Genomic DNA, 21,414 nt, shown 5'->3' on the forward strand with positions numbered 1-21,414 from the left:
GATGAGCGAACAAGAACAAATCACCCGTATCCGTCTGAAATATGCCAAAGGGCCCAGCCTGCGTTTTACCGGGCACCTGGACATGCAGCGCCTCTGGGAGCGCCTTCTGCGCCGCAGTGGGCTGCCCATCCGCTATTCGCAGGGCTTCAACCCCCGCGCCAGGCTTAACCTGGCCTCTGCGCTACCCCTGGGCGTGATCAGTGAATCTGAGATGTTGGATTTCTGGATGGACGTCCCCCTCCCAACCGAGACTGTCAGGAAGCATCTGGCAGAAAACGCACCGCCTGGGCTGGATATTCAGGAGGTGACCAGCGTCTCCCGGCAGGAAATAGCCCTGCAGGAACAGATGAGCGCCAGTGAGTATCAGATCACCTTTTATGATCCCCAGCCGCAAAGCGAACTTGAGGACAAAGTGGCTGCCCTGCTGGCAGCCGATCAACTCCCCCGTGTGCGGCGCAATAAAACCTATGACCTGCGGCCGCTGATCCTCGATCTGAAAGTCACCAAAGCAGATGACGGTGAAATTGGGCTGTGGATGCGGCTCAACGCCGAACCCGGCGCGACCGGTCGCCCCGATGAGGTTATGGAAGAGCTGGGATTTACCAACACCCAATATTTGGCCTGCCGGACGGGACTGATCCTTAAGGCCTAAGTTGTATCAACTTATGGCTCTATAGGGTGTGCTCCGCTCTGTAGGGTGTGCTCCGCTCTGTAGGGTGTGCTCCGTAGTTGAGCGCACCATTAACTAATAACTGGAGAATTACCCATGGAAACCTCTGGCATTCTCGCATCAATCGTCATCAGCTTCACCTCAGCGCTGCTCTTCGCCTATCTGCTGCACTGGTTTGACCGCTATGAAAAGGAACCCTTCATCCTGCTGGCTGGGGTCTTCCTTTGGGGCGCTGTGGTGGCAGCGGGAGGGGCGTTCATCGTCAACACCGTCCTGGGCCTGGGCCTCTTCGTCGTCACAGGTTCCGAAGCAGCATCCAACCTGGTCACCACCTCCCTGACAGCCCCCTTCATCGAGGAGATCCTCAAGGGCTTCGCTGTTCTAATGGTCTTCTTTGCCTTCCGGAATCAATTCGACTCGCTTCTGGATGGCATCCTCTATGCCGGCGTGGCTGCATTGGGTTTTGCCGCCACCGAGAACGCCTATTACATTTACGCCTATGGTTTTGCCGAATACGGATGGGCCGGGTTCTGGGAATTGGCACGTATCCGCATCCTGCTGGTTGGCTGGCAGCACCCCTTCTATACCGCATTTTTCGGGATCGGGCTGGCCGCTTCCCGCTTGAACCGCAGCCTCTTCGTCAAGATCACCGCCCCGATTGCCGGTCTTGCAATAGCTATCTTCGCCCACTCCCTCCACAACACCATTGCCAGCTTCCTACCCGGCACAGCATTGATCCCGCTCTCTGCGGTTTTGGATTGGGTAGGTTGGTTCGCCATGCTGATCTTTATCCTGATCGCCATGGCACTGGAGAATCGCGAAATCAAGACCTACCTGGCGGATGAAGTCGCCCTTGACACGCTGACGGAAGCACAATATCAAAACGCCATCGCCGCCACCCGTGTGAACCGGCAAAGGGCCAAAGCGCTCTTCACCGGGCACTACCAGCCGGTCAACCGCTTCTACCGGACAGCAGCCAGATTAGCGATCAAGAAGAAACTGCTGGCTCGGGTGGGTGAAGAAAAGGGTAACGCCCAGAAGGTGGAAAAACTACGTGAAGAAACCAAACAGCTCTCGCAAGCCCTATTAAAATAAGCCAAACTCTAGCCGTTTAGAGAATTTTAGGTATAATTGTTCTGCTTGAATGCTAAGCCATTCGCATGTTCCCGTGGCCTAATGGATAAGGCGGCGGCCTCCGGAGCCGTAAATCTGAGTTCGAGTCTCAGCGGGAATATTTTTATTTAAGGTCTCTTCGTGTAAAATTAATTATCCCATTCGACAATGATTTAAAAGGAATTCTCATGCCAGAAAATAATGAGCGGAAAGAATATGAGAAACTCCAAGAAGATCTACGTAAATATGGATACTATTATTACGTTCAAGACTCCCCAATCGTAAGTGATTCTGAATACGATTCAAAATATCGAAGACTTCAAGAAATAGAAAAATTACATCCTGATTGGATAACTTCAGGCTCTCCCAGCCAACGCGCCGGGGCAGAACCTCTTTCAAGTTTTAAGAAGGTCACCCACCCTGCACCAATCCTCAGTCTGGCTGCAGTCTATAACAAGCAAGCCCTGCTGGATTGGTATAACCGGATCGCCAAACTGGATGATCGGGTCACTCAGTCCGCCTTCACGGTGGAACCCAAGTTGGACGGCCTGACCGTGGTCCTGCGCTATGACAACGGGGTTTTCACCCAGGGCGCAACGCGCGGTAACGGTGAAATTGGCGAGGACATCACGACCAACCTGCGGACGGTCAATGTCCTGCCGCTTCGGATCCCCGTCAGCCCCGACGGCCCCGCCGCACCGGAAGTGCTCTATGTGCGCGGTGAGGCGCTTATTTATAAGGCGGACTTCGACAAACTCAACAAACAATTGGAAGAAGCAGGCGAAAAGACCTACCTCAACCCCCGTAACACAGCAGCCGGCTCCCTGCGCCAGCTTGACCCTAAGATCACGGCTCAGCGGCCACTCAGGATGCTGGTTTATACGATTGTAGATCACGAAAATGGCGATATCCCCACCACCCAATGGAAAACGCTTGAATACCTGAGAAAACTCGGTTTCCCCGTGGCAGCCGCCTCCAAAAAAGTGGACACGATCCAGGAAGCAATTGACGCCACCGTCAATACCGACCCGGACAAGTTCCCCTTTGAGGTGGACGGCATGGTCATCAAGCTCAACGACCTGGATCTCATGGCGTCCCTGGGTGTGGTCGGAAAGGACCCCCGCGGCGCAATCGCCTATAAGTTCCCGGCCGAGGTTGTCAGTACCAAGCTGGAGAATATCGAGGTCAGCGTGGGACGCACCGGTGTGCTCACGCCGAATGCGGTCCTCAAACCCGTGGAAATCCGGGGCGCCATCATCAAACAGGCCACCCTGCACAACTTCGATTACATTGCCGAGAAAGATATCCGTATCGGTGACCGGGTGATGATCAAACGAGCCGGGGAAGTGATCCCCTATGTAATTGGGCCGGTTGTGGATGCCCGTGATGGCTCGGAAAAGCCCTATGTCCCCCCCAAGGTCTGCCCCTCCTGCGGCGAACCGGTGGTCAATCCCCCCGGTGAGGTCGCCTATTACTGCGTCAACAGTTCCTGCCCTGCTCAGCTGGTCCGCAACCTGGAGCATTTCGTCTCGCAGGGTGCGATGGACATCGTCGGGATGGGGATCAACACCGTCCGCCAGCTGGTGGATGCCGGGCTTCTGCATGACCTCTCAGGAATTTACCACCTGACTAAGGCCGATCTCCTGAAACTTGATGGCTTCGGTGAAAAGAAAGCCGATAATTTAATAGAAGCGATTGAAGCTTCCAAGTCCCAACCCCTGGCCCGTCTGATCAACGCCCTGGGCATTCACGGGGTCGGCGAAGTTGCCGCCCAGGATCTCGCCAGGCGCTACCATGACCTTGACGCACTCAGCCAGGCCACCAGCGAACAGATCGAATCAATTGAAGGTTTCGGACCTTCCATCGCTGAGGACCTGACGGAATGGTTCGCCTCGCCCGATAACCATGAAATGCTTGCCAAACTCAAGGCCAGTGGGGTTTGGCCTGTGAGCAAACAACAAGCCCCCAGCGGACCTCAACCCCTTGACGGGCTGACCTTCGTGATCACTGGCACCCTGCCCTCATTGAGCCGGAACGAAGCTAAAGATCTGATCGAGAGCGCGGGCGGCAAGGTGACCGGCAGCGTCAGCAAAAACACAAGCTATCTGGTCCTGGGTGCCGATCCCGGTTCCAAGTTCACGAAAGCCCAGCAGCTCAATATCCCCACGCTTTCCGAAGCGGACCTTCAACAATTAATCAAAGATAAAGCCCAATGAACACACTCACGCTCAAACGCGGCCGTGAAAAAGCCGTCCTCCGCCATCACCCCTGGATCTTCTCCGGGGCCATTCAGTCCCTCAGCGGTCAGCCTGCCCCAGGTGAGACAATTGCCGTCCATGACGCCGAAGGCAGCTTCCTGGCCCAGGCCGCATTCAGCCCGGAATCGCAAATCCGAGCCCGAATTTGGAATTGGGACGCAGAAACACCCATCGACCCGGCATTTTTCAAGGCCAAACTGCAAAACGCCATCCAATTGCGTGAAAAATGGATCGACCAACGGCACACCAACGCTTATAGGTTGGTGCATGCCGAATCGGATGGCCTGCCCGGGCTAATTGTGGATCGCTATGGCGATGCGCTGGTCATGCAGGTGCTCTCTGCGGGTGTGGAAGCCTGGCGGGAGGATATTCTCAACCTGCTTGAAGAGCTTCTCGCTCCTCAGGCCATTTATGAGCGCTCGGATGTGGCTGTGCGCACCCTTGAAGGCCTCCCGGAGCGCACAGGGCTGCTGCGTGGCACTCTACCAGACCAGCCGTTGATCATCACGGAAAACGACCTGTCCTACCAGGTTGATTTGGTGGCTGGACAAAAGACCGGCTTCTACCTCGACCAACGCGATAACCGCCAGATGTGCCGGGAGATCGCCGAGGGCAAATCAGTGCTCAACTGCTTTGCCTACACCGGCGGTTTCACCCTCTCTGCGCTGGCCGGCGGTGCGGAATCGGTCGTCTCAATCGATTCCTCCGCAGAAGCACTGGAAGCCGCCCAGAAGAACGTCGCGCTCAACGGATTGCCCGAAGACCGCTGTGAGTGGATCGTGGGCGATGCCTTCCATGAGCTGCGTGCCCAGCGTGACAGGGCTGCCCAGTTTGACCTGGTGATCCTGGACCCGCCCAAGTTCGCCCCCACGGCCGCTCAGGCGAAAAAAGCAGCCCGAGGCTATAAGGATATCAACCTGCTCGGCTTCAAGCTGCTCAAGCCCGGCGGCACGCTGATGACCTATTCTTGCTCCGGCGGGATTGATGCGGGCTTCTTTCAGAAGATCGTGGCCGATGCTGCGCTGGACGCCGGAGTGGACGCCAAGATCCTCTATCACCTCGGTCAGGCCCCCGACCATCCAACCGATCTGGCCTTCCCTGAGGGGACGTATTTGAAGGGGTTGGTCGTTCACAAAGCATAAATCTTGGATATCAGGATAAGAAATTATTCGTAGGGTGGGTTCCGCCTTTGAACCCACCATCTTGAGCATTATCCTTTGGTCACTACCAAAGACATGAAGAGAACTAACCGGGTGGATGGTGGGTTGGCAACCCACCCTACAAACTGATGACCTATTCCTGCTCCGGTGGGATTGACGCTGGCTTCTTCCAGAAGATCGTGGCCGATTCCGCCCTGGACGCCGATGTGGACGCCAAGATCCTCTATCTCCTTGGCCAGGCCCCCGACCACCCGACCGATCTGGCCTTCCCTGAGGGAACATATTTGAAGGGGCTGGTTATTCACAAAAACGAGTAAACGTTGTAGGGTGGGTTCCGCCTTTGAACCCACCATCTTATGGATTAAGCGTTCCCCCCCATAGAGAACAGGTATTTTGAACGGCGGGTTGGCAACCCAAGTACAATCAAAAACCAAATAATATCCAACAAAAAACCGCCTTTGCAGGCGGTTTTTTGTTAAGGTGGAGATGGCGGGAATCGAACCCGCGTCCGAAAGAATCGACCCTCGAATATCTACGAGTGTAGTTGACTTATTCAATCTCGCTTAAGGTTAGCCAGCCAACGGGGCGACCCTTTCGCAAGCTGTTAGGACCCGAAAGCCCTTCTTTCATGCCATTAACAGCGTCCGGCATGGCATCCTGACTTTGTGTCGCCACACTCATGCCCGGCCAGGAAAACGGACGATGAGGGACGTGACCTCTTATGAGATCAGAGCTCTTAGCTCACAGCTTAGGCTGCGAGGGGGAGAGCCGCGTATTCAGTGCGATTGGCACTTAATTGGTGTACTGAGTTAACGAGTTCGGTACCTCTCGACTCGCAATCCGGGACCAGCCTCTCCCGTCGAAGCCAGTCATCCCCGAATGGAATATCATTATACTCTATCCGTGTTAACCCTGCATAAGAAAAAGGCCGTCCCATAAGGGACGGCCTTTGGTTTACTTCTTAGAACCCAGCAGCTTATTCAGCAGCAGGTTCGATTTGGGCCAACTGATCGGCCAGGATGTCATTAGCAACTACATTGAAGTCTGTCAATGCGGTGGCGACGTCCACGGTCGGATCATCAACGATGGCAGCCATCACGGCTTCGATTTCGTCACGGACGAAGTCGTAACCAGGAACGTTGGGTTCGGCAATACCGTACTGCAGCATGTCGAATGCTGTGGCGTAGGCAGGATTGGCATCGAAGTAATCCGTAATCATGTCGGCAACACTCGCCCGGGTCGGGAAGTAGTTGCTGGCTTTCACCCAAGCAGCCTGTGGATCGGGGCTGGTGTAGTATTTCAGCCAAATCCAGGCAGCCAATTGGCGTTCGGGAGTGGACTTCGGGATGCTGACGCTGGCGCCGTAGATGTTCTGAACCGGATCGCCAGTGTGGGGCAGCGCAGCCACTGACCAGTTGAAGCCAGCGCCTTCGGCAACGGCCGAATCATAATAGGGCAGACCGGAGGATGAACCAACGGTGAAGAGGAGTTTACCAGCGCCGAAATCGGTCTGATCGCCATAGCGTTCGGTCACGATTGTGGCACAGCCATCAGCGAACAGGCTCTGGACAAATTCCCAGGCTTCGATGCCAGCGGGATCATCATAGGTAAACTCGTTGTCAGCGGTGCTGAAAACGTTACCACCAAAAGCGAATGACCAGGAGGCAAAGCGAGAAGCATCAATGCTCAGCTCGTAACCAATGGAACCTTCAGCGGTGGCACCGGAATAGGGATTAGCAGTTGCAGCACAGGCCATTTCCTTGAACTCTTCAGGGGTGGCGGGTGGCGCATCATAGCCCAATTCGTTCAGCCAGTCCATGTTGTAATACAACACTTCCATGGAGCGGTTTGGCGGCAAGCCCAAGCGGGCATTGTCGAAGGTGGGGTAAATATCCTGTGCAAAGAAGCCAGGGAAGAAATCATCCTGATCTTCCTGGGGCATACCCCATGTGGGATCATCAATAATCTCGTTCATGTCCCAGAGGGCATCAGCGAGTTGATAGGTTGCAGCCTGGTTCTGATAGGCCACCACAATGTCCGGAACCTCAGCGGTGTTGAGGATGGGGAGCATCTTGGTGAAAATATCACCATAGCCGCCGGCGTATTCAGCCGTCAGTGTGATACCGTATTCGTTGGTGGCGTTGAATTCTTCAACAACACGCAACAACTCGGTCTCACGATCGCCACTGTGCTGATGCCAGAAGGTGATTTCTGTGGCAGGTTCGACTTTGGACCAATCTACGGCGCCAGTCTCGCCACCAGTCTGCTGGCAAGCAGCCAGAATCATTGCAGAAATAACGATCACTGCAAGGATCCAATAACTGTGCTTCTTCATATCTTGTGCCTCCGTTAAATAAGGATTGAATAGAGAGAAACTTTTGATAAACGCGACCAACAAAGGTCCCGTGATATCCTATTTAAGAACAGCTGCAAGGACAATAATTATCCTTTCAAACCCGTTGTTGCAATTCCTTCGGTGAATTGCTTTTGTGTTATGAAGTAAATAATTAAAATCGGGATCAGCGAGATCACAGCCCCCGCCATCAACAAGTGTGTCTGCGGACCAGCTTCCTGCACAAAGGTCCACAAGCCTACCATCATCGGCCGCCAGGTATCATTGGTGGTCACCAACAGAGGCCAGGTAAAGGCATTCCACGAAGCCGTGAAGCCAAAGAGCAGCACGGTCATGATCGGCGCCTTACTGATTGGGAGAACGATTTGGACCAGGAACCGTATATGGTCACAGCCATCTATTCTGGCTGCATCCCAAAGGTCTTTTGGCACCTGTGCAAAAAACTGCCGCAGCAGGAAAATACTAAACGCATTCGCGATAAATGGAATCGTCAAAGCCCAATAGGAATTCAGCCAACTTCCACCCGGGAGGGGAATGATCGCGCCTCGGATCATCAGGAAGTTCGGGATCCAGGTGACCGATTCGGGCATCATCATTGTCGCAAGAAACAGCGCAAAGATGGCATCTCGGCCCTTGAACTCGATCCGTCCAAAGGCATAGCCGGCCAAGATGGAAGTGAACAACAAACCCAGCAGGGTGCCTGCGGTAATCATAACGCTATTGATAAAGTATTTACCAAATTTAGCCGTGCTCCAGGCTTCCACGAAGTTTACGAATTGAGGGGCTTTTGGTAAAAGCTGCTTATTGATTGTCTCACCCAAGGTCATTAGTGAGGTTGAGACCATCCAGAAGAAGGGAAAAACAGCGATGAGAGCCCCGGCGATCAGGATAATATAAATAAGGAAACGGCTAATGATCCGCCTGGCCTGGCCCTTGTGGCTAACGGAACGTTTTGAGATGGAACCGGAAAGGCTAGCCATAAAAAACCTTCTCTCCCATGATCTTGTTTTGAACAAAGGTAAGTCCCAGGATCACAAGGAACAGGACAATCGCTTGTGCGGTAGCCACTCCATACATATTGGCTTTATAAAACGAATCAAAAATCCGGATGCTTGCGGTTATTACTGAATCTTGCGCAGAAGGCACCCGGAGGACATAGATATGGTTGAATGCTTTAAAAGTACCGATGAAAGCAACCAACGAGAGGTAAAAGGTCACCGGCGAGAGCAGCGGCATAGTGATATGCCGGAACATGTGCACTCGGTTAGCGCCATCAATCTCAGCGGCTTCATAAATCTCCGTCGGGACATTTCCGAGCCCCGCCAGGAAGATGACGGCGTTATACCCAACATAGACCCAAATACCAAAAATGACAATGGTAATAAGGGCCAGGCTAGGTCCTGCCAGGAAACCGCTCAGGTCCATCCCCAGGAGAGTGGTCACTGCTTTCGGTTCAAAGCGCCACTTCAATGGGTCCATCCCAATCACACCCAGCAGCATATTGGCAATGGATGTCTCCCTGGAGCTGAAGATGATTTGGAACACTACAGCGGTTGAAACCGTCGGCATGATATAGGGTAAGAAATAAATCACACGGAAGATTTCTTTGCCTTTGATATTTTGGAAAAGAACATAGGCCAAAACCATGCCCATAATAATCTCTGCTGGGACAGTCCCCAAGGCATAATAGAGCGTGATGATCAGCGAGTTCAGAAAATCTGAATTCCCAGCTGCGATCATCCTTCCCCACCCTGATGTCAGCACGAAGCCGGCAACGATCAGAATCACCGCTGCCAGCAACTTCGCAATCAAACCGCCTGTGGATGAGGAACGAAACGCCTTATTCCAAACCCAGTAGGCCAGCAAAAATAGCGCAATCCCAGCCAGAAACATAAGGAGACCTAAAAGGTCTCCAAAGATATCGATATAATGCCCTAAGCCAACAAAACTGCCGCGACGAACACGCCAATTGAAGAGGCTCATATAGAAGGAATAACCGATAGGGAAAAGGCCAAATAAGAAAATAATTAAGAAAGCAGGTAGGATAAACAGGAATCCAGTTCTTTGTTCCCGCCGCTTCAGCCACTTGATGCCTCGCTGCGGTTTAGTGGATTCCCCCTGCGGTGACGTTGTTCTTGCCAAGTTCTCCTCCTAGGAAAACCAGTAGGATAAATATGCTGACATCGCAACTACCCCTTTATTATAAACAATGAATCGTCTAGAGGCAAAGGATTCTCAAACATTTAAGATACATTAATCACTCATTAACCCCAGCGACGTACCCCAGTATGGTTGTCGGGTATTCATCCGTAACAACCAGGAATCCGTCGCCCAACTGGACCAATCCCTCCCAGTTGTTCGCTTCCTCGCTATCCAGCTCGAGGTAAATGGGGGCGGTGTCTAATAATATCACGCCTGCATCGGTGATTTGCATTTCAACAAGGCGCTCCACTTGTTCCGCGGTCTGATGAGTCACCCCAATGCCATAAGCCAAAGCGATCTGATCCTCACCGGGCAGCAATTTCGTATCACCTGGATAGAAGTAATTGATCACCCAAAAGGTCCCATCCTCTGCCACCGTCGTGGCGTCCGTCACTCTGTATTCAATACTGGGAAAAGCCACCGTCCCCACCGGATCAAGCGCGAGATCAAAGACCGAGGCTGTCGGATCTGGATTAATATTCTCACCATTCGCTTCATAGACCGTGTAGATTTGATCCTGATAAAACAGGATGGTTTCATCGGTCATATTGCTAAGGTCCGCCTGAGGTGGCAGTTCCGTCCGGGTGCTGGCATCCAGAGTTATCGCAGAACAATCATCCGCCACGGTTCCCCGGACAAGATAGCCCATCATGCCTCCCGATTGGTGGGTTTCAATGGTGACATAGACCTCATCCTGCACAAAGGTAATGGCCTCAAACCCTTCAAAACCCGAGAGTTCCTTTGGCAGCCCATTGGTATCAAAAACGATCTGAACCGGTTCAATCGCTTCCGCTGAATCCCCGCCTAAGTAAGCAGACAATGCGGATTTTGGAATGGAGAACACCCTGCCCGCCCCACCTTCTGAGAATTGATCAGGAAATTGAGGCAGCAGTATTAGGTTGTCTCCACACCAAGCCATCCCGGACACTTCTGCCTGAGAAGAGGCCACCGGGCCAGTAAGGGCAATCTGCGTGACGGGATGTTCCTCAACAACCGCCAATGCCGGCGCCGCTGTCTCTGTCACAGTTCCAGACTGGCAGGCTCCTAACGTCATCACGGCGAAAAACAATCCAAGACAGATGATTCGGGATATTTTTCGGTTCATCAACAGACCTTTCAAATCCACACTAGAGATACGAAAACGAGTTTAACTCTGAAACAGCTTAATTCAAATCAAACACAGCCAAGGCTGGGTCGTGATCGCTAAAGCGATTTTGATAATCAAACTCGCAGTTGATATGCAGGATGTCATACTCAACCAATTTCTCAAGCATATTCGAACTGATCAACATCTGGTCCAGGATCTGGCTGTTCCCATCATAAATATAGGAATAACGTTCTTCCACTGGCAGCGTGTTGACCAGGTTGGTCAGCAGATCCCCCTGCAACAGCAGGACAGGTGCTGAAAACTGGAAGTCGTTGAGGTCACCCATCACAACAATATTCGCATCCGGGTCAACTGCCAGCATCTCCGCCACAAAGTCATGCACAACCTGAGCCTGTAACAATCGCTGTACTTCAGATTCCAACACCGGCGGCTGTTCATCGCCAAATAGCGCAGAATCACCACCCTTGGAATTGAAGTGGTTATTGATCAGATAAAGGGTCTCACCATTGACCTCAAACGTCACCACGAGGGGCTTACGGCTGTCCCCAAACGCGGCATTGGTCGGGTCAATCCGACCGGGATTAAGTGAGAGGGCTAGCTCACCATCGACATTCAGCACTTCCGTTGCTGTTCTGGCGTCACCTTCCACGCCCTCCGCCAGGCTGATCCCGTGATCCAGACGATAAATGAAGCCCACCCGGATGTTTCCACCGGGGATACCGCCGTCTCGATTCAATTCGGGGTCAATATCAACGAAGCCATATTCCGGACCGCCCGCAGCGAGGATCGCATCAATAATGATCTGATAAGTGCCATCCGCTGAAAGCGATTGGGTGCTGGTGCTGCCGTCCTCATCCTGGATTTCCTGGAAGCCGATGATGTCAGGCGCTCCCATCTGATTGACGATCTGATCCGCCAGGGTTTCAGCCCGGTCAAGGTCCTTCCCGGACATATTCAGGATGTTATAGTCCGCAATCCTAATCTGGCCAGCTGCCAAATCAGTCACAACGCTTTCACGTTCCAGACCGGCAGCGGAAAATTTTACACTTTCAGTGGCCTGCAATTTATAATTACCAAAGGTGTAGTCAATCACGCCAATGATGGGGCCTTCCGCCTTGTCACCTGTGGTCACAAACGGGATCTGCCGCATGCCATCATCCAAAATGATCCGTTCCGGGTTGAAGTCATCCACCTGGATGACCAGGCCGCCGCGAGCTGTCATCCCGCTGGCATAAGCACCGTTATCACCAACAACGGCAATCTCCTTATATTGACTCGTGCCGGAAACGGCCACAGCATCATTCACCTGCACCCGCATCCCCTCCAGGCTCTCAAAGAAGTCCAGCCCGTCATTCTCAGGGTCAAAATCATTATTGGCCGCAACGGAGCCATTGGCATCATCTTCAATGATCTGGTTTGGCGGGATACGACCATCTTCTCCCAGGATAACAGGCTCCGGCAAGTCGTTGCCGCTTGAGAGTACCTCAATATAAGGGTTTTCAAGCTGGGTAATGGTCAGGTAAGTTGAGCCAATCCCCCCGGCATTAAATTCTTCCACGACTGCGTTGATCAAAACCTCATCGCCAGCTTTAACTCTCGGCACCATCCCCTTGAAGACGAAAACACCATCCGAGGTGGCGGGGTCATCATCGGGGTTCGGGTCCTGCAGATAGAACCCGTCAGCCCGAACGGCTGTCACGATGCCGTGAACGTTGTATACCGGGCGACCCTTGAGGGGTGAAATGTGGCCTGCCCCCTGAATATCACTGATCTTGTCGCCTTCCGGCAGAGGTGTTGCCTTTGAAAACGCGTCACACCCCGCAAGGATAACAGAGACGACAACCAATATGATGAGGATTTTAGCTTGTTTGGTCATGAAAGTCTTTCTTTCTGAGTCTGCTTATTTATCTGATTGGAAAGTTCTAATGTCACGTCCTCATTATATCGCAAGCTTATCTCCACAATCGACCTCCAGATCAAATCGAATTGCAGTAAAATAGGATTATGGAACTACAAATTGCTGTTGCGAAAATAAACAATGCTTTCTCAGCCAAGAGCGGTGATACGGTTGAGATCATCGAGCGGCCCAACGGCGGGCTTTCCGCTGTCCTGGCAGATGGTCAGGTCAATGGTCAGAGCAACAAGGGTATCTCAACCATGATTAGCCACCGAGTGATCGGCAATATCAGTGAAGGCGTTCGGGATGGCTCCGCGATTCGGGCCGTCTCCAGCCGAATTTATGCAGAACACAACGGAATGGTCCAGGCCGACCTAACCGTGATCAGCGCCGATATGCAATCCAACACAATTCTGATCTCCCGCAATAACCCAGTCCCGGCCTTCATTGTCAGCGAAGGCCAGGTGGATTGTCTTACCACGGAATGCGAACCTATCGGGCTTCAACCTGACGGCACGCCAGCCATCGTGGAATTACCCATCCGGGCCGGCCTGATTGTCGTAGCCTTCTCAGATGGCATCTATAACGCTGGGCATCAATCACAGCAGACCTTCGAGATATCCACCACCCTGGAATCCTTCCTGGATGAACAGGAACCCACCGCCCAGGAAATCGCCGACTTTCTACTCAACCAGGCGATCCGGATGGATAACAGCCGGCCGGTGGATGATATGAGCGTGTTGGTGATGGCAGTTTCCCACCAATCCCCGGACCAAATTCGGCGGATGAACGTCACCATGACTGTTTAACATTTGTCCTGCCCTAATTTCACAAATATCTAAAAACTTACGATAAAATAGTCTCATCGTCAATTGACGTACTCTCACCATCACCTTAGGAGGAACCTATGCGTCAAAAGGTCGTGCTTGTCACCGGTGCGAACGGTGAAATTGGGCATGGACTGATCCGGTATCTTGCCGAAAATACCGATGTAAATATTGTTGCTCTCGATGTCGTCCCTTTGGATAAATCCCTGCGTCCGTTTTGCAGTGCTTATATCGTAGGAGATATCCTCGACCAAATGCTGCTGGGTCGAATGGTCGTTGAGCATGAAATTTCCACCATTTTCCATCTTGCTTCCATCTTATCCACCAAAGCTGAATACAACCCGGAGACAGCGCATCGAATCAACGTCGAGGGGACACTGAACCTGCTGCGTCTGGCAGTGGAACAATCCCAATGGCAGGGAACATCGGTTAAATTCATCTATCCCAGCTCGATTGCCGCCTATGGCATCCCCACCTTGGAAGAGAAGAAAAAAGCCGGTGCAGCGAAAGAAGATGAATGGCACCACCCTACCACGATGTATGGCTGCAATAAGCTCTACTGCGAAAACTTAGGTCATTATTATGGAGCCTTCTATCGCCAGCTGGCAGCAGACTGTGGCACATCTGAGACGGTTGATTTCCGCTCCCTGCGTTTCCCCGGGCTGATCAGCGCTGAGACAATCCCCACCGGTGGTACCAGCGACTACGGCCCTGAAATGCTGCATGCCGCAGCCCAAGGTGAACCCTATTCCTGCTTTGTCAGACCCGACACGACAATACCCTTTATGGTCATGCCGGATGCCGTCAAGGCCCTGGTGAAACTGGCCGAAGCGCCGCGGGAACGAATCTCCCAAATTGTGTACAATGTGACCTCGTTCTCCCTCTCGGCTGAGGATATTTATAAGATCGTTCTGAAATCCTTCCCCGAGGCCCAAATTGACTTCAATGTGGATACCTGCCGCCAGAAGATCGTGGACACCTGGCCGGAAGTGGTGGATGATTCCGCCGCCTGTCGAGATTGGAATTGGAAACCGGACTATGACTGCGACCGGGCTTTCAATGAGTACCTGATCCCCGCGATCCGAGGTCGGTATCAGAAATAACATAAAGAAACCAAAACCGGAGCAAATGCTCCGGTTTTACTTTTTAAAACAGCAAGATAAAAAACATATATTGGTATATCGCCCTGCCTATTGTTTTTCAGACGCACCTTTTATCCAACAATTGTGTTTTCTTCATTAGGTAACCGATCAAATTGACCAGCCCCATTGCTTGCGATACAATGGAACGATTAGTGTCATTTTATCAAGAAATGGTGCCTATGCCGATCTATGAATACCGCTGCCAGGATTGTACACATACCTTTGAACTTATCCGTTCCATAAAGGACGCGGACGCCAATCTCAGTTGTCCTCATTGCCAGAGTGAACAGATCAAACGACAGCTATCCCTATTCAACGCATCCAGCGGCGGCCAATCGCTGACATCCGGCGGCGGATGCAGCGGTTGTTCCGGTGGATCCTGCAGCTCCTGTGGAGGTTAATAATGGTAAAACGCTATCAACTCGCAATCATCACAGGGGGATCTAGCGGTATCGGCCTGGCAATCGCCAGGCAACTCGTTCGAGAAGGAACCAGTGTCTGTCTGCTTGCCCGCCACGAAGAAAAGCTGGAAACGGCAAAAGCCGAACTATCCCAATATAAGATAGACGAAAATCAAACCATCGACATCCTTCAATGTGACGTCACGGACTATGTTTGTCTCAAAACAAAACTGACAGCATATGTTGACGAACATGGTCAGCCAGACCTGGTGGTCAATTCTGCTGGCGTTACTTATCCTGGTTATTTCCAGGAACTTGATGTGGAAATCTTCCACTGGCTGATGAACATCAATTATTACGGAACGGTGCATGTCCTGAAAATCCTGGTACCCGGGATGATCGAACGTGGTTCCGGCACGATTTTGAACATTTCATCCCAGGCTGGTTTTGCCGGTATCTTCGGCTATTCGGGCTACAGTGCCTCCAAATATGCCGTGCGCGGCTTCAGCGACGTGATCCGCTCCGAGCTCAAGCCGCTGGGTATTCAAGTTTCAGTTGCTTTCCCGCCGGATACAGAAACGCCCCAGTTGGCCTTTGAAGAGCCACTCAAGCCTTATGAGACCCGTTTCATTGCCGGCGCGACCAAAGTGAAATCCGCGGATGATGTAGCTGGAGATATCCTCAGAGCGATGAATAGAGGAAAATACATTATCATCCCTGGCTTTGATGGCAGATTTTTCTACCATCTGATCAATCTCCTGGGGAACATCACCTACACCATAATAGATATTCTGGTGAATATCGCCCAGAAGAAAAAAGCAAAAGAAGGAAAATAAGATAACAAAAAAGCAGCCGGAGGCTGCTTTTTTTCTCTCCCAAAACTATACCTTATAGGCGGCCACAGAGAGCTGCCACTACGGGGGATATTTATTGTTATCTTCAAGTCGTAGAGGTGCCTCTCCATGGGCACCCAATCTTCGCAGACACAGAGGACTGCCAATACGGGGATATTGGTTGTAATGTTCAAGTCGTAGGGGTGCCTCTCCGTGGGCACCCAATCTTGGCAGACATAGAGGACCGCCACAACAGGAGATATTGCAATCGTCCGGAATTCAGATTATCATTAGTGAAACAAATATTCGAAGAATTCCGATGACCGATAAAGTAAAATCCATCCTCAGCCGCTGGCGGACCCACCCAACTATCGCAGAAAATGTAGTGGAATGGCGCGTCCTGGCCCAGAAGCCCGCTGATTTGATGGATTATCCCCCCCAACTCTCCCATGAATTGGCAGATATCCTCAGAGTGCAGGGCATCGCTTCCTTATATACCCACCAGGCTCTCGCCTATGAAAAGGTCACAAATGGCGAAAATCTCGCGGTGATCTCAGGAACGGCCAGCGGAAAAACTTTCTGCTATAACCTCCCGGTCATTGACAGCCTGCTCAAACACTCGGAAGGCAAAGCGCTCTATCTTTTCCCCACCAAGGCCCTGGCGCAGGACCAGCTTTCAGGGCTACGGTCCATTTTGCACCAGTTGAACCGCCCGGACGTCAACCGGGCCAACATTTACGATGGCGACACCCCGCAGCATATCCGCTCCACGGTTCGCCAGGAATCCTCAATCGTGCTCACCAACCCCGATATGCTCCACACCGGCATCCTGCCCCATCACACAAGCTGGAAGGATTTCTTCACCGCGCTGCGCTTCATTGTGATTGATGAAATGCACGCCTATCGGGGAGTCTTCGGCTCACATGTCGCCAATGTGATCCGCCGGCTCAAGCGGATCAGCCTCTTCTATGGCAGCCAGCCCCAATTCATCCTCACATCCGCCACGATCAGCAATCCCAAACAGCTAGCTGAAAAGCTGATCGAGAAACCCGTAACTGTAATTGATCAGGATGGCTCACCCCACGGTGAAAAGCACTTCCTAATCTATAACCCACCCATTCTGGACAAGAAAACAGGCATCCGGCAAAGCTCCCTCCTGGAAGGTTCAATGTTGGCAGGAGAACTGCTGGCTGAGGATATCCAAACGATCATCTTCGGTCAAACCCGGCGCGGGATTGAGCTGCTCCTGACCTACCTGCGTCAGCGAGACCCGAACGGCAACCCCAACCAAATCCGAGGCTACCGCAGTGGTTACCTGCCGCGTGAACGCCGCGCCATTGAAGAGGGCTTGCGACGGGGAGAGGTCAAAGGGGTGGTCGCCACCTCAGCGCTCGAACTGGGCATCGACATCGGTGGCATGGACGCCGCCGTCCTGATCGGCTATCCCGGCAGCATCGCCGGTACGCGCCAGCAGGCAGGCCGGGCGGGACGTAAGCTGGCCCCCTCGCTCTCCGTGCTGGTCGCCTCAGCCAGGGCCATGGACCAATACCTTGCCCGTCACCCCGATTACTTCTTTGGCCGTTCGCCGGAGCGTGCTCTGATCGCCCCCGATAACCTCCTGATCCTCCTGCAGCATATCCGTTGCGCTGCCTTTGAGCTGCCTTTCCGTACCAATGAAGGTTTCGGCGCTATCCCGGCCAATCGCCTTCAGGCTTTTCTGGAACTCCTGAGCAACAACGGCGAATTGCACCAACAGGCCGACCGCTTCTTCTGGATGGCGGACCAATACCCGGCCGCAGATATTTCGCTGCGCAATGCCACCCCACAGCAAGTCAGCCTCTTGCTAAAGGGTGAATACAACCAGGAAACTATCGGTCAGGTGGACCTGAACAGCGCCTATTGGATGGTGCACCCCGATGCCATTTACCTCCACGAAGGCGCGTCCTATCTGGTGGAAAATCTGGATCTGGAAGCGGGCGTGGCTTATCTGAAACCCGCCTATGTCGATTATTACACCCAGGCTCAGGAAGAAACCAAGGTCGAAGAGAAATCGCTGCTCAAATCCGAGCCGGTTACCGGTGCCCAAAAGAACCTGGGTGAGATCCTCGTGACCAGCAAAGTGATCGGCTACCGGCGAGTCCGCTGGTTCACCCATGAGACTCTGGGAAACGGCAAGGTGGATTTGCCTCCCAGTTTCCTGAATACGGTGGGCTACTGGATCACCATCAATGAAGAAACCATCGCAAAACTGAAAGACCAGATGCTCTGGAACGGAGAACCGAACGACTACGGTCCGGGCTGGGATGATATCCGCCAAAAGGTGCTGAACCGGGATGGCGAACGCTGTCAGGTCTGCGGTGCAGGCGGTACTCACCAACCGCTGCATGTCCATCACATCCAACCCTTCCGCAATTTCACCAGCCGGGAAGCGGCCAATCAGCTCCAAAACCTGATCACCCTCTGCCCCACCTGTCACCGCCTGGCTGAGACCAGGGTCCGTATCCGCAGCGGGATGGCTGGCTTCAGTTACGCGCTGGCGAACCTTGCCCCGCTGCTGATCATGTGCGATGGCGAGGATATTGACGTACATTACGACCCAAATTCAACCCTGGGCGGCGGTCTGCCCACGGTGGTTTTATTCGATAACATCCCCGGTGGACTGGGACTGAGCGAGAACCTCTATGAGCTGCATCATGAGCTCCTCATGCAGGCCTATGAGACCATTGCCTCATGTGAATGTGAGGATGGCTGTCCCTCCTGTGTGGGACCGGTGGGTGAAGAAGGCTCCGGCGGCAAAACGGAGACCCTGGCCCTATTGAAAGCGTTGATCGGTCATGGCTGATTGGAATTCTCTGGAAGATCAATTGAAAGCCCTGGGCGTGCAAATGGGGAAAGATAAACGCCTGACCAATAAACGCGCCAAAAGGTATCCCATCGAAAAGGTGGTTTCAGGCGAATACTGGCAAATGGTCACCGGGGAAGTCTTCTGTCACGAAGAATTCTATCCAATGGATTACATCCACGGCAGCAAGCCCCTCACCCCCAGCGAGCCGATCGAAGTCCTTTGCCATTGGGCTGGTGCGCAGCAACTTTCTTTAGGTGACCTGCAGGATTTCGTCTTTCTGGATACAGAGACGAGTGGACTGGCCGGCGGCACGGGCACTTATGCCTTCGAGGTGGGCCTAGGACGCTTCACACCGGAAGGCTTCCGGCTGGCACAGTTCTTCATGCGGCACCCCGGCGAGGAACCCACCCTCCTGGCTGGATTGAACGCCTTTATGGACGGGATGAAGGCCGTGGTAACCTATAACGGCAAATCCTTCGACATTCCCCTTTTGAACACCCGCTACACGATGATGGGCATGGATACCCCCTTCACCGGGATTGACCATTTTGACTTGTTACCCCTCGCACGGCGTTTATGGAAGATCCGCCTGGAAAGCCGCACGCTGGGAAACGTGGAACAACAGATCCTGGGCGTGGCACGCGGTGAAGAGGAAGTCCCCGGTTATATGATCCCGCAGATGTATTTCGATTTTTTGCGGACTCAGGATGCGCGCCCCATGGCGGGGATCTTCTATCACAACGCCATCGACATCCTCAGTCTGGCGGGACTTTTTGGTCACATGGCCTTTTTGCTGGATGACCCGCATTCAGACCGAATCCGTCACGGGGAAGATATCGTAGCCCTGGCGAGGTTCTTTGAATCGATGGGAGAAATCTCTGAAGCCGAAGCACTCTACAACAAGTCCCTGACGGTGGACCTCTCAGAAGAAATCCACTGGGACACTGTTCAGCGGCTCTCATTCCTCGTCAAGCGCAAAGGTGACTGGCAAGCCGCAATTGCTCTCTGGAAGCAAGCCGCAGAGAATGAACACCTCTACGCTTTCGTAGAGATTGCCAAATATTACGAACACCGGGTAAAGGACATTGAGGAAGCCCATCGCTGGACAGTCGGCGGAATCACTGTCCTCAACAGCCGCCACTTCCCTGCCTATCAATACCGCTTCTGGCAGGAGAGCCTCTCCCACCGCCTTGAGCGACTAGAAACACGATTAGCCCGGGAAAATCCAGACTAATCCTTGCGTTTCATCCAACTTTACTATATTATTAATCGTTCTTGTAAAATGGTATAATCGTACTATAAACCAGGCAGAAATCTAGACAACCTAGGTTTTGAAGGAGAATCAATATATGTCAGGACATTCGCATTGGGCGACAATTAAACGTAAGAAAGGTGCAGCCGATGCTAAGAAGGGTAAGATCTTTACCCGGTTAGCTCGGGAAATCGTCATTGCTGCCCGCGAAGGCGGTGGTGATCCAGGCATGAATGTTCGGCTTGGCTTGGCAATTGAAAAGGCCAAAGCAGCCAACATGCCGAAAGACAGCATTGAACGCGCAATCAAACGGGGCACTGGCGACGATAAAGAAGGTGAAACCTACGAAGAGATCCTTTATGAAGGTTATGCCGCAAATGGTGTTGCTTTGATGATCGAATGCGTCACTGAAAATCGAAATCGAACCGTTGCAGAGCTTCGTCACCTCCTCACCAAAGGCGGCGGCGGGTTAGGCGACCCTGGTTCGGTGAACTGGCAATTTGATCGGATGACCTATTTCTCGTTTCCCGCTGAGGGGAATGATTTCGACACGATCTTCGAGATGGCTGTTGAAGCCGGTGCGGATGATGTCCGCGAAGATGATGATCTGATTGAGGTCATCGGTGCGCCATCCAGCTTCCAGGCCATTGCCGATCACTTCAGCAAGGCCAACATCGTTCCTGAGGAATCCGGCGTGCGATTCATGCCCAAGCAGGAAATCAGTCTCAATGTGGAACAGACCCTCAAGGTCATGAAAACCATTGAGAACCTCGAAGAGCTGGACGACGTTCAGAACATCTATTCAAATCTGGATATCTCCGACGAAGCCGTCCAAGCCATGGAGAACGAATAGACCGGACATGCTTGTCCTCGGCATTGATCCCGGCATTGCCATCACCGGATACGGTCTGGTCCAAACCGACCAGCGCAATGACTATGAATGCGTGACTTATGGCGTCATCACGACCCAGGCAGGTCTCCCGGATGCCGAACGGCTGAATATCCTTTTTGACGAATTAACGCAATTAATCCTTCTCCACCGACCTGATGTCAGCGCGGTGGAGAAGTTGTTTTTCCAGAAGAATGTCAAGACCGCCATTTCCGTCGGTCAGGCGCGCGGCGTTACCATGTTAACCCTGGCCCAGGCCGGGCTGCCAATCGCTGAATACACCCCCAATGAGGTCAAACAGACCGTCTGCGGGTATGGCAGCGCCGGAAAGAGCCAGGTGCAGCGAATGGTCCAGGCCCTGCTCAGCCTGGATGAACTCCCCAAGCCGGACGATGCCGCCGATGCCCTGGCTGTCGCCATCTGTCATATCCACCACCAATCCTCCCCACTAATCGGGTAAACAC

Annotated in this window: 18 protein-coding genes, 1 tRNA gene and 1 other RNA gene; 14 read left to right on the top strand and 6 right to left on the bottom strand. The window is 52.8% G+C overall.

Annotation, left to right across the window (positions count from 1 at the left end):
• Nucleotide 1 precedes the first annotated feature (1 nt).
• The 6 genes from JR338_04935 (at nt 2) to JR338_04960 (ending at nt 5,518) form a co-directional block, all read left to right on the top strand.
• On the top strand, nt 2-652 hold the full coding sequence (locus JR338_04935; protein ID QRN84092.1) for a DUF2344 domain-containing protein: 651 nt from the start codon (nt 2-4) through the stop codon (nt 650-652).
• Between the two features lie 114 nt (nt 653-766).
• Nucleotides 767-1,765, top strand: coding sequence for a PrsW family intramembrane metalloprotease (locus tag JR338_04940; GenBank protein QRN84093.1), 999 nt, complete (start codon nt 767-769; stop codon nt 1,763-1,765).
• Between the two features lie 67 nt (nt 1,766-1,832).
• Nucleotides 1,833-1,904: transfer RNA gene (locus tag JR338_04945), tRNA-Arg, on the top strand.
• Between the two features lie 67 nt (nt 1,905-1,971).
• Nucleotides 1,972-3,999 carry an NAD-dependent DNA ligase LigA gene (ligA, locus tag JR338_04950; GenBank protein ID QRN84094.1) on the top strand — a complete coding sequence of 676 codons (2,028 nt, stop codon included), beginning with the start codon at nt 1,972-1,974 and terminating at the stop codon, nt 3,997-3,999.
• Nucleotides 3,996-5,183 carry a class I SAM-dependent rRNA methyltransferase gene (locus JR338_04955; GenBank protein ID QRN84095.1) on the top strand — a complete coding sequence of 396 codons (1,188 nt, stop codon included), beginning with the start codon at nt 3,996-3,998 and terminating at the stop codon, nt 5,181-5,183. Before ligA ends, JR338_04955 begins: the two co-directional genes overlap by 4 nt.
• A 146-nt stretch (nt 5,184-5,329) precedes the next feature.
• Nucleotides 5,330-5,518 (top strand): hypothetical protein, encoded by a 189-nt coding sequence (locus JR338_04960; GenBank protein ID QRN84096.1) that lies wholly within the window; start codon nt 5,330-5,332, stop codon nt 5,516-5,518.
• Nucleotides 5,519-5,679: 161 nt separating this feature from the next.
• Here JR338_04960 and ssrA read toward each other — a convergent pair.
• From ssrA to JR338_04990, 6 genes are all read right to left on the bottom strand, one after another.
• Nucleotides 5,680-6,078: a transfer-messenger RNA gene (gene ssrA / locus JR338_04965) on the bottom strand.
• 99 nt (nt 6,079-6,177) lie between these two features.
• Nucleotides 6,178-7,536: an extracellular solute-binding protein gene (locus JR338_04970; protein QRN84097.1), complete on the bottom strand. Its 1,359-nt coding sequence runs from the start codon at nt 7,534-7,536 to the stop codon at nt 6,178-6,180.
• A 107-nt stretch (nt 7,537-7,643) separates the two neighbouring features.
• Complete coding sequence (locus JR338_04975) at nt 7,644-8,534, bottom strand: carbohydrate ABC transporter permease (protein QRN84098.1); 891 nt, start codon at nt 8,532-8,534, stop codon at nt 7,644-7,646.
• Nucleotides 8,527-9,696, bottom strand: a complete 1,170-nt coding sequence (locus JR338_04980; protein QRN84099.1) for a sugar ABC transporter permease — start codon at nt 9,694-9,696, stop codon at nt 8,527-8,529. The genes JR338_04975 and JR338_04980 overlap by 8 nt, the downstream gene beginning before the upstream one ends.
• A 115-nt stretch (nt 9,697-9,811) precedes the next feature.
• A complete protein-coding gene (locus JR338_04985) occupies nt 9,812-10,861 on the bottom strand; it encodes a hypothetical protein (protein ID QRN84100.1) in 1,050 nt (349 codons plus the stop codon).
• A 58-nt stretch (nt 10,862-10,919) separates the two neighbouring features.
• Nucleotides 10,920-12,740: a nuclease gene (locus JR338_04990; protein QRN84101.1), complete on the bottom strand. Its 1,821-nt coding sequence runs from the start codon at nt 12,738-12,740 to the stop codon at nt 10,920-10,922.
• Nucleotides 12,741-12,868: 128 nt separating this feature from the next.
• On the opposite strand from JR338_04990, the gene JR338_04995 reads away from it, so the two are divergent.
• From JR338_04995 to ruvC, 8 genes are all read left to right on the top strand, one after another.
• The gene (locus JR338_04995; protein ID QRN84102.1) at nt 12,869-13,570 is read left to right on the top strand and encodes a SpoIIE family protein phosphatase; all 702 of its coding nucleotides are present in this window, start codon (nt 12,869-12,871) and stop codon (nt 13,568-13,570) included.
• Nucleotides 13,571-13,668: 98 nt separating this feature from the next.
• Nucleotides 13,669-14,691: an NAD-dependent epimerase/dehydratase family protein gene (locus tag JR338_05000; GenBank protein ID QRN84103.1), complete on the top strand. Its 1,023-nt coding sequence runs from the start codon at nt 13,669-13,671 to the stop codon at nt 14,689-14,691.
• A 218-nt stretch (nt 14,692-14,909) separates the two neighbouring features.
• Entirely contained in the window at nt 14,910-15,131 is a 222-nt protein-coding gene (locus tag JR338_05005; GenBank protein QRN84362.1) for a zinc ribbon domain-containing protein, read from the top strand.
• 2 nt (nt 15,132-15,133) lie between these two features.
• Entirely contained in the window at nt 15,134-15,967 is an 834-nt protein-coding gene (locus JR338_05010) for an SDR family oxidoreductase (GenBank protein ID QRN84104.1), read from the top strand.
• A 316-nt stretch (nt 15,968-16,283) separates the two neighbouring features.
• A complete protein-coding gene (locus tag JR338_05015; GenBank protein QRN84105.1) occupies nt 16,284-18,806 on the top strand; it encodes a DEAD/DEAH box helicase in 2,523 nt (840 codons plus the stop codon).
• Entirely contained in the window at nt 18,799-20,043 is a 1,245-nt protein-coding gene (locus JR338_05020) for a ribonuclease H-like domain-containing protein (protein ID QRN84106.1), read from the top strand. The genes JR338_05015 and JR338_05020 overlap by 8 nt, the downstream gene beginning before the upstream one ends.
• A gap of 115 nt (nt 20,044-20,158) precedes the next feature.
• Nucleotides 20,159-20,914 carry a YebC/PmpR family DNA-binding transcriptional regulator gene (locus JR338_05025; GenBank protein ID QRN84107.1) on the top strand — a complete coding sequence of 252 codons (756 nt, stop codon included), beginning with the start codon at nt 20,159-20,161 and terminating at the stop codon, nt 20,912-20,914.
• A 7-nt stretch (nt 20,915-20,921) separates the two neighbouring features.
• Nucleotides 20,922-21,410 carry a crossover junction endodeoxyribonuclease RuvC gene (ruvC, locus tag JR338_05030; protein ID QRN84108.1) on the top strand — a complete coding sequence of 163 codons (489 nt, stop codon included), beginning with the start codon at nt 20,922-20,924 and terminating at the stop codon, nt 21,408-21,410.
• Nucleotides 21,411-21,414 lie beyond the last annotated feature (4 nt).

It is taken from the genome of Chloroflexota bacterium (assembly GCA_016887485.1).
Lineage (GTDB): Bacteria > Chloroflexota > Anaerolineae > Anaerolineales > Anaerolineaceae > Brevifilum.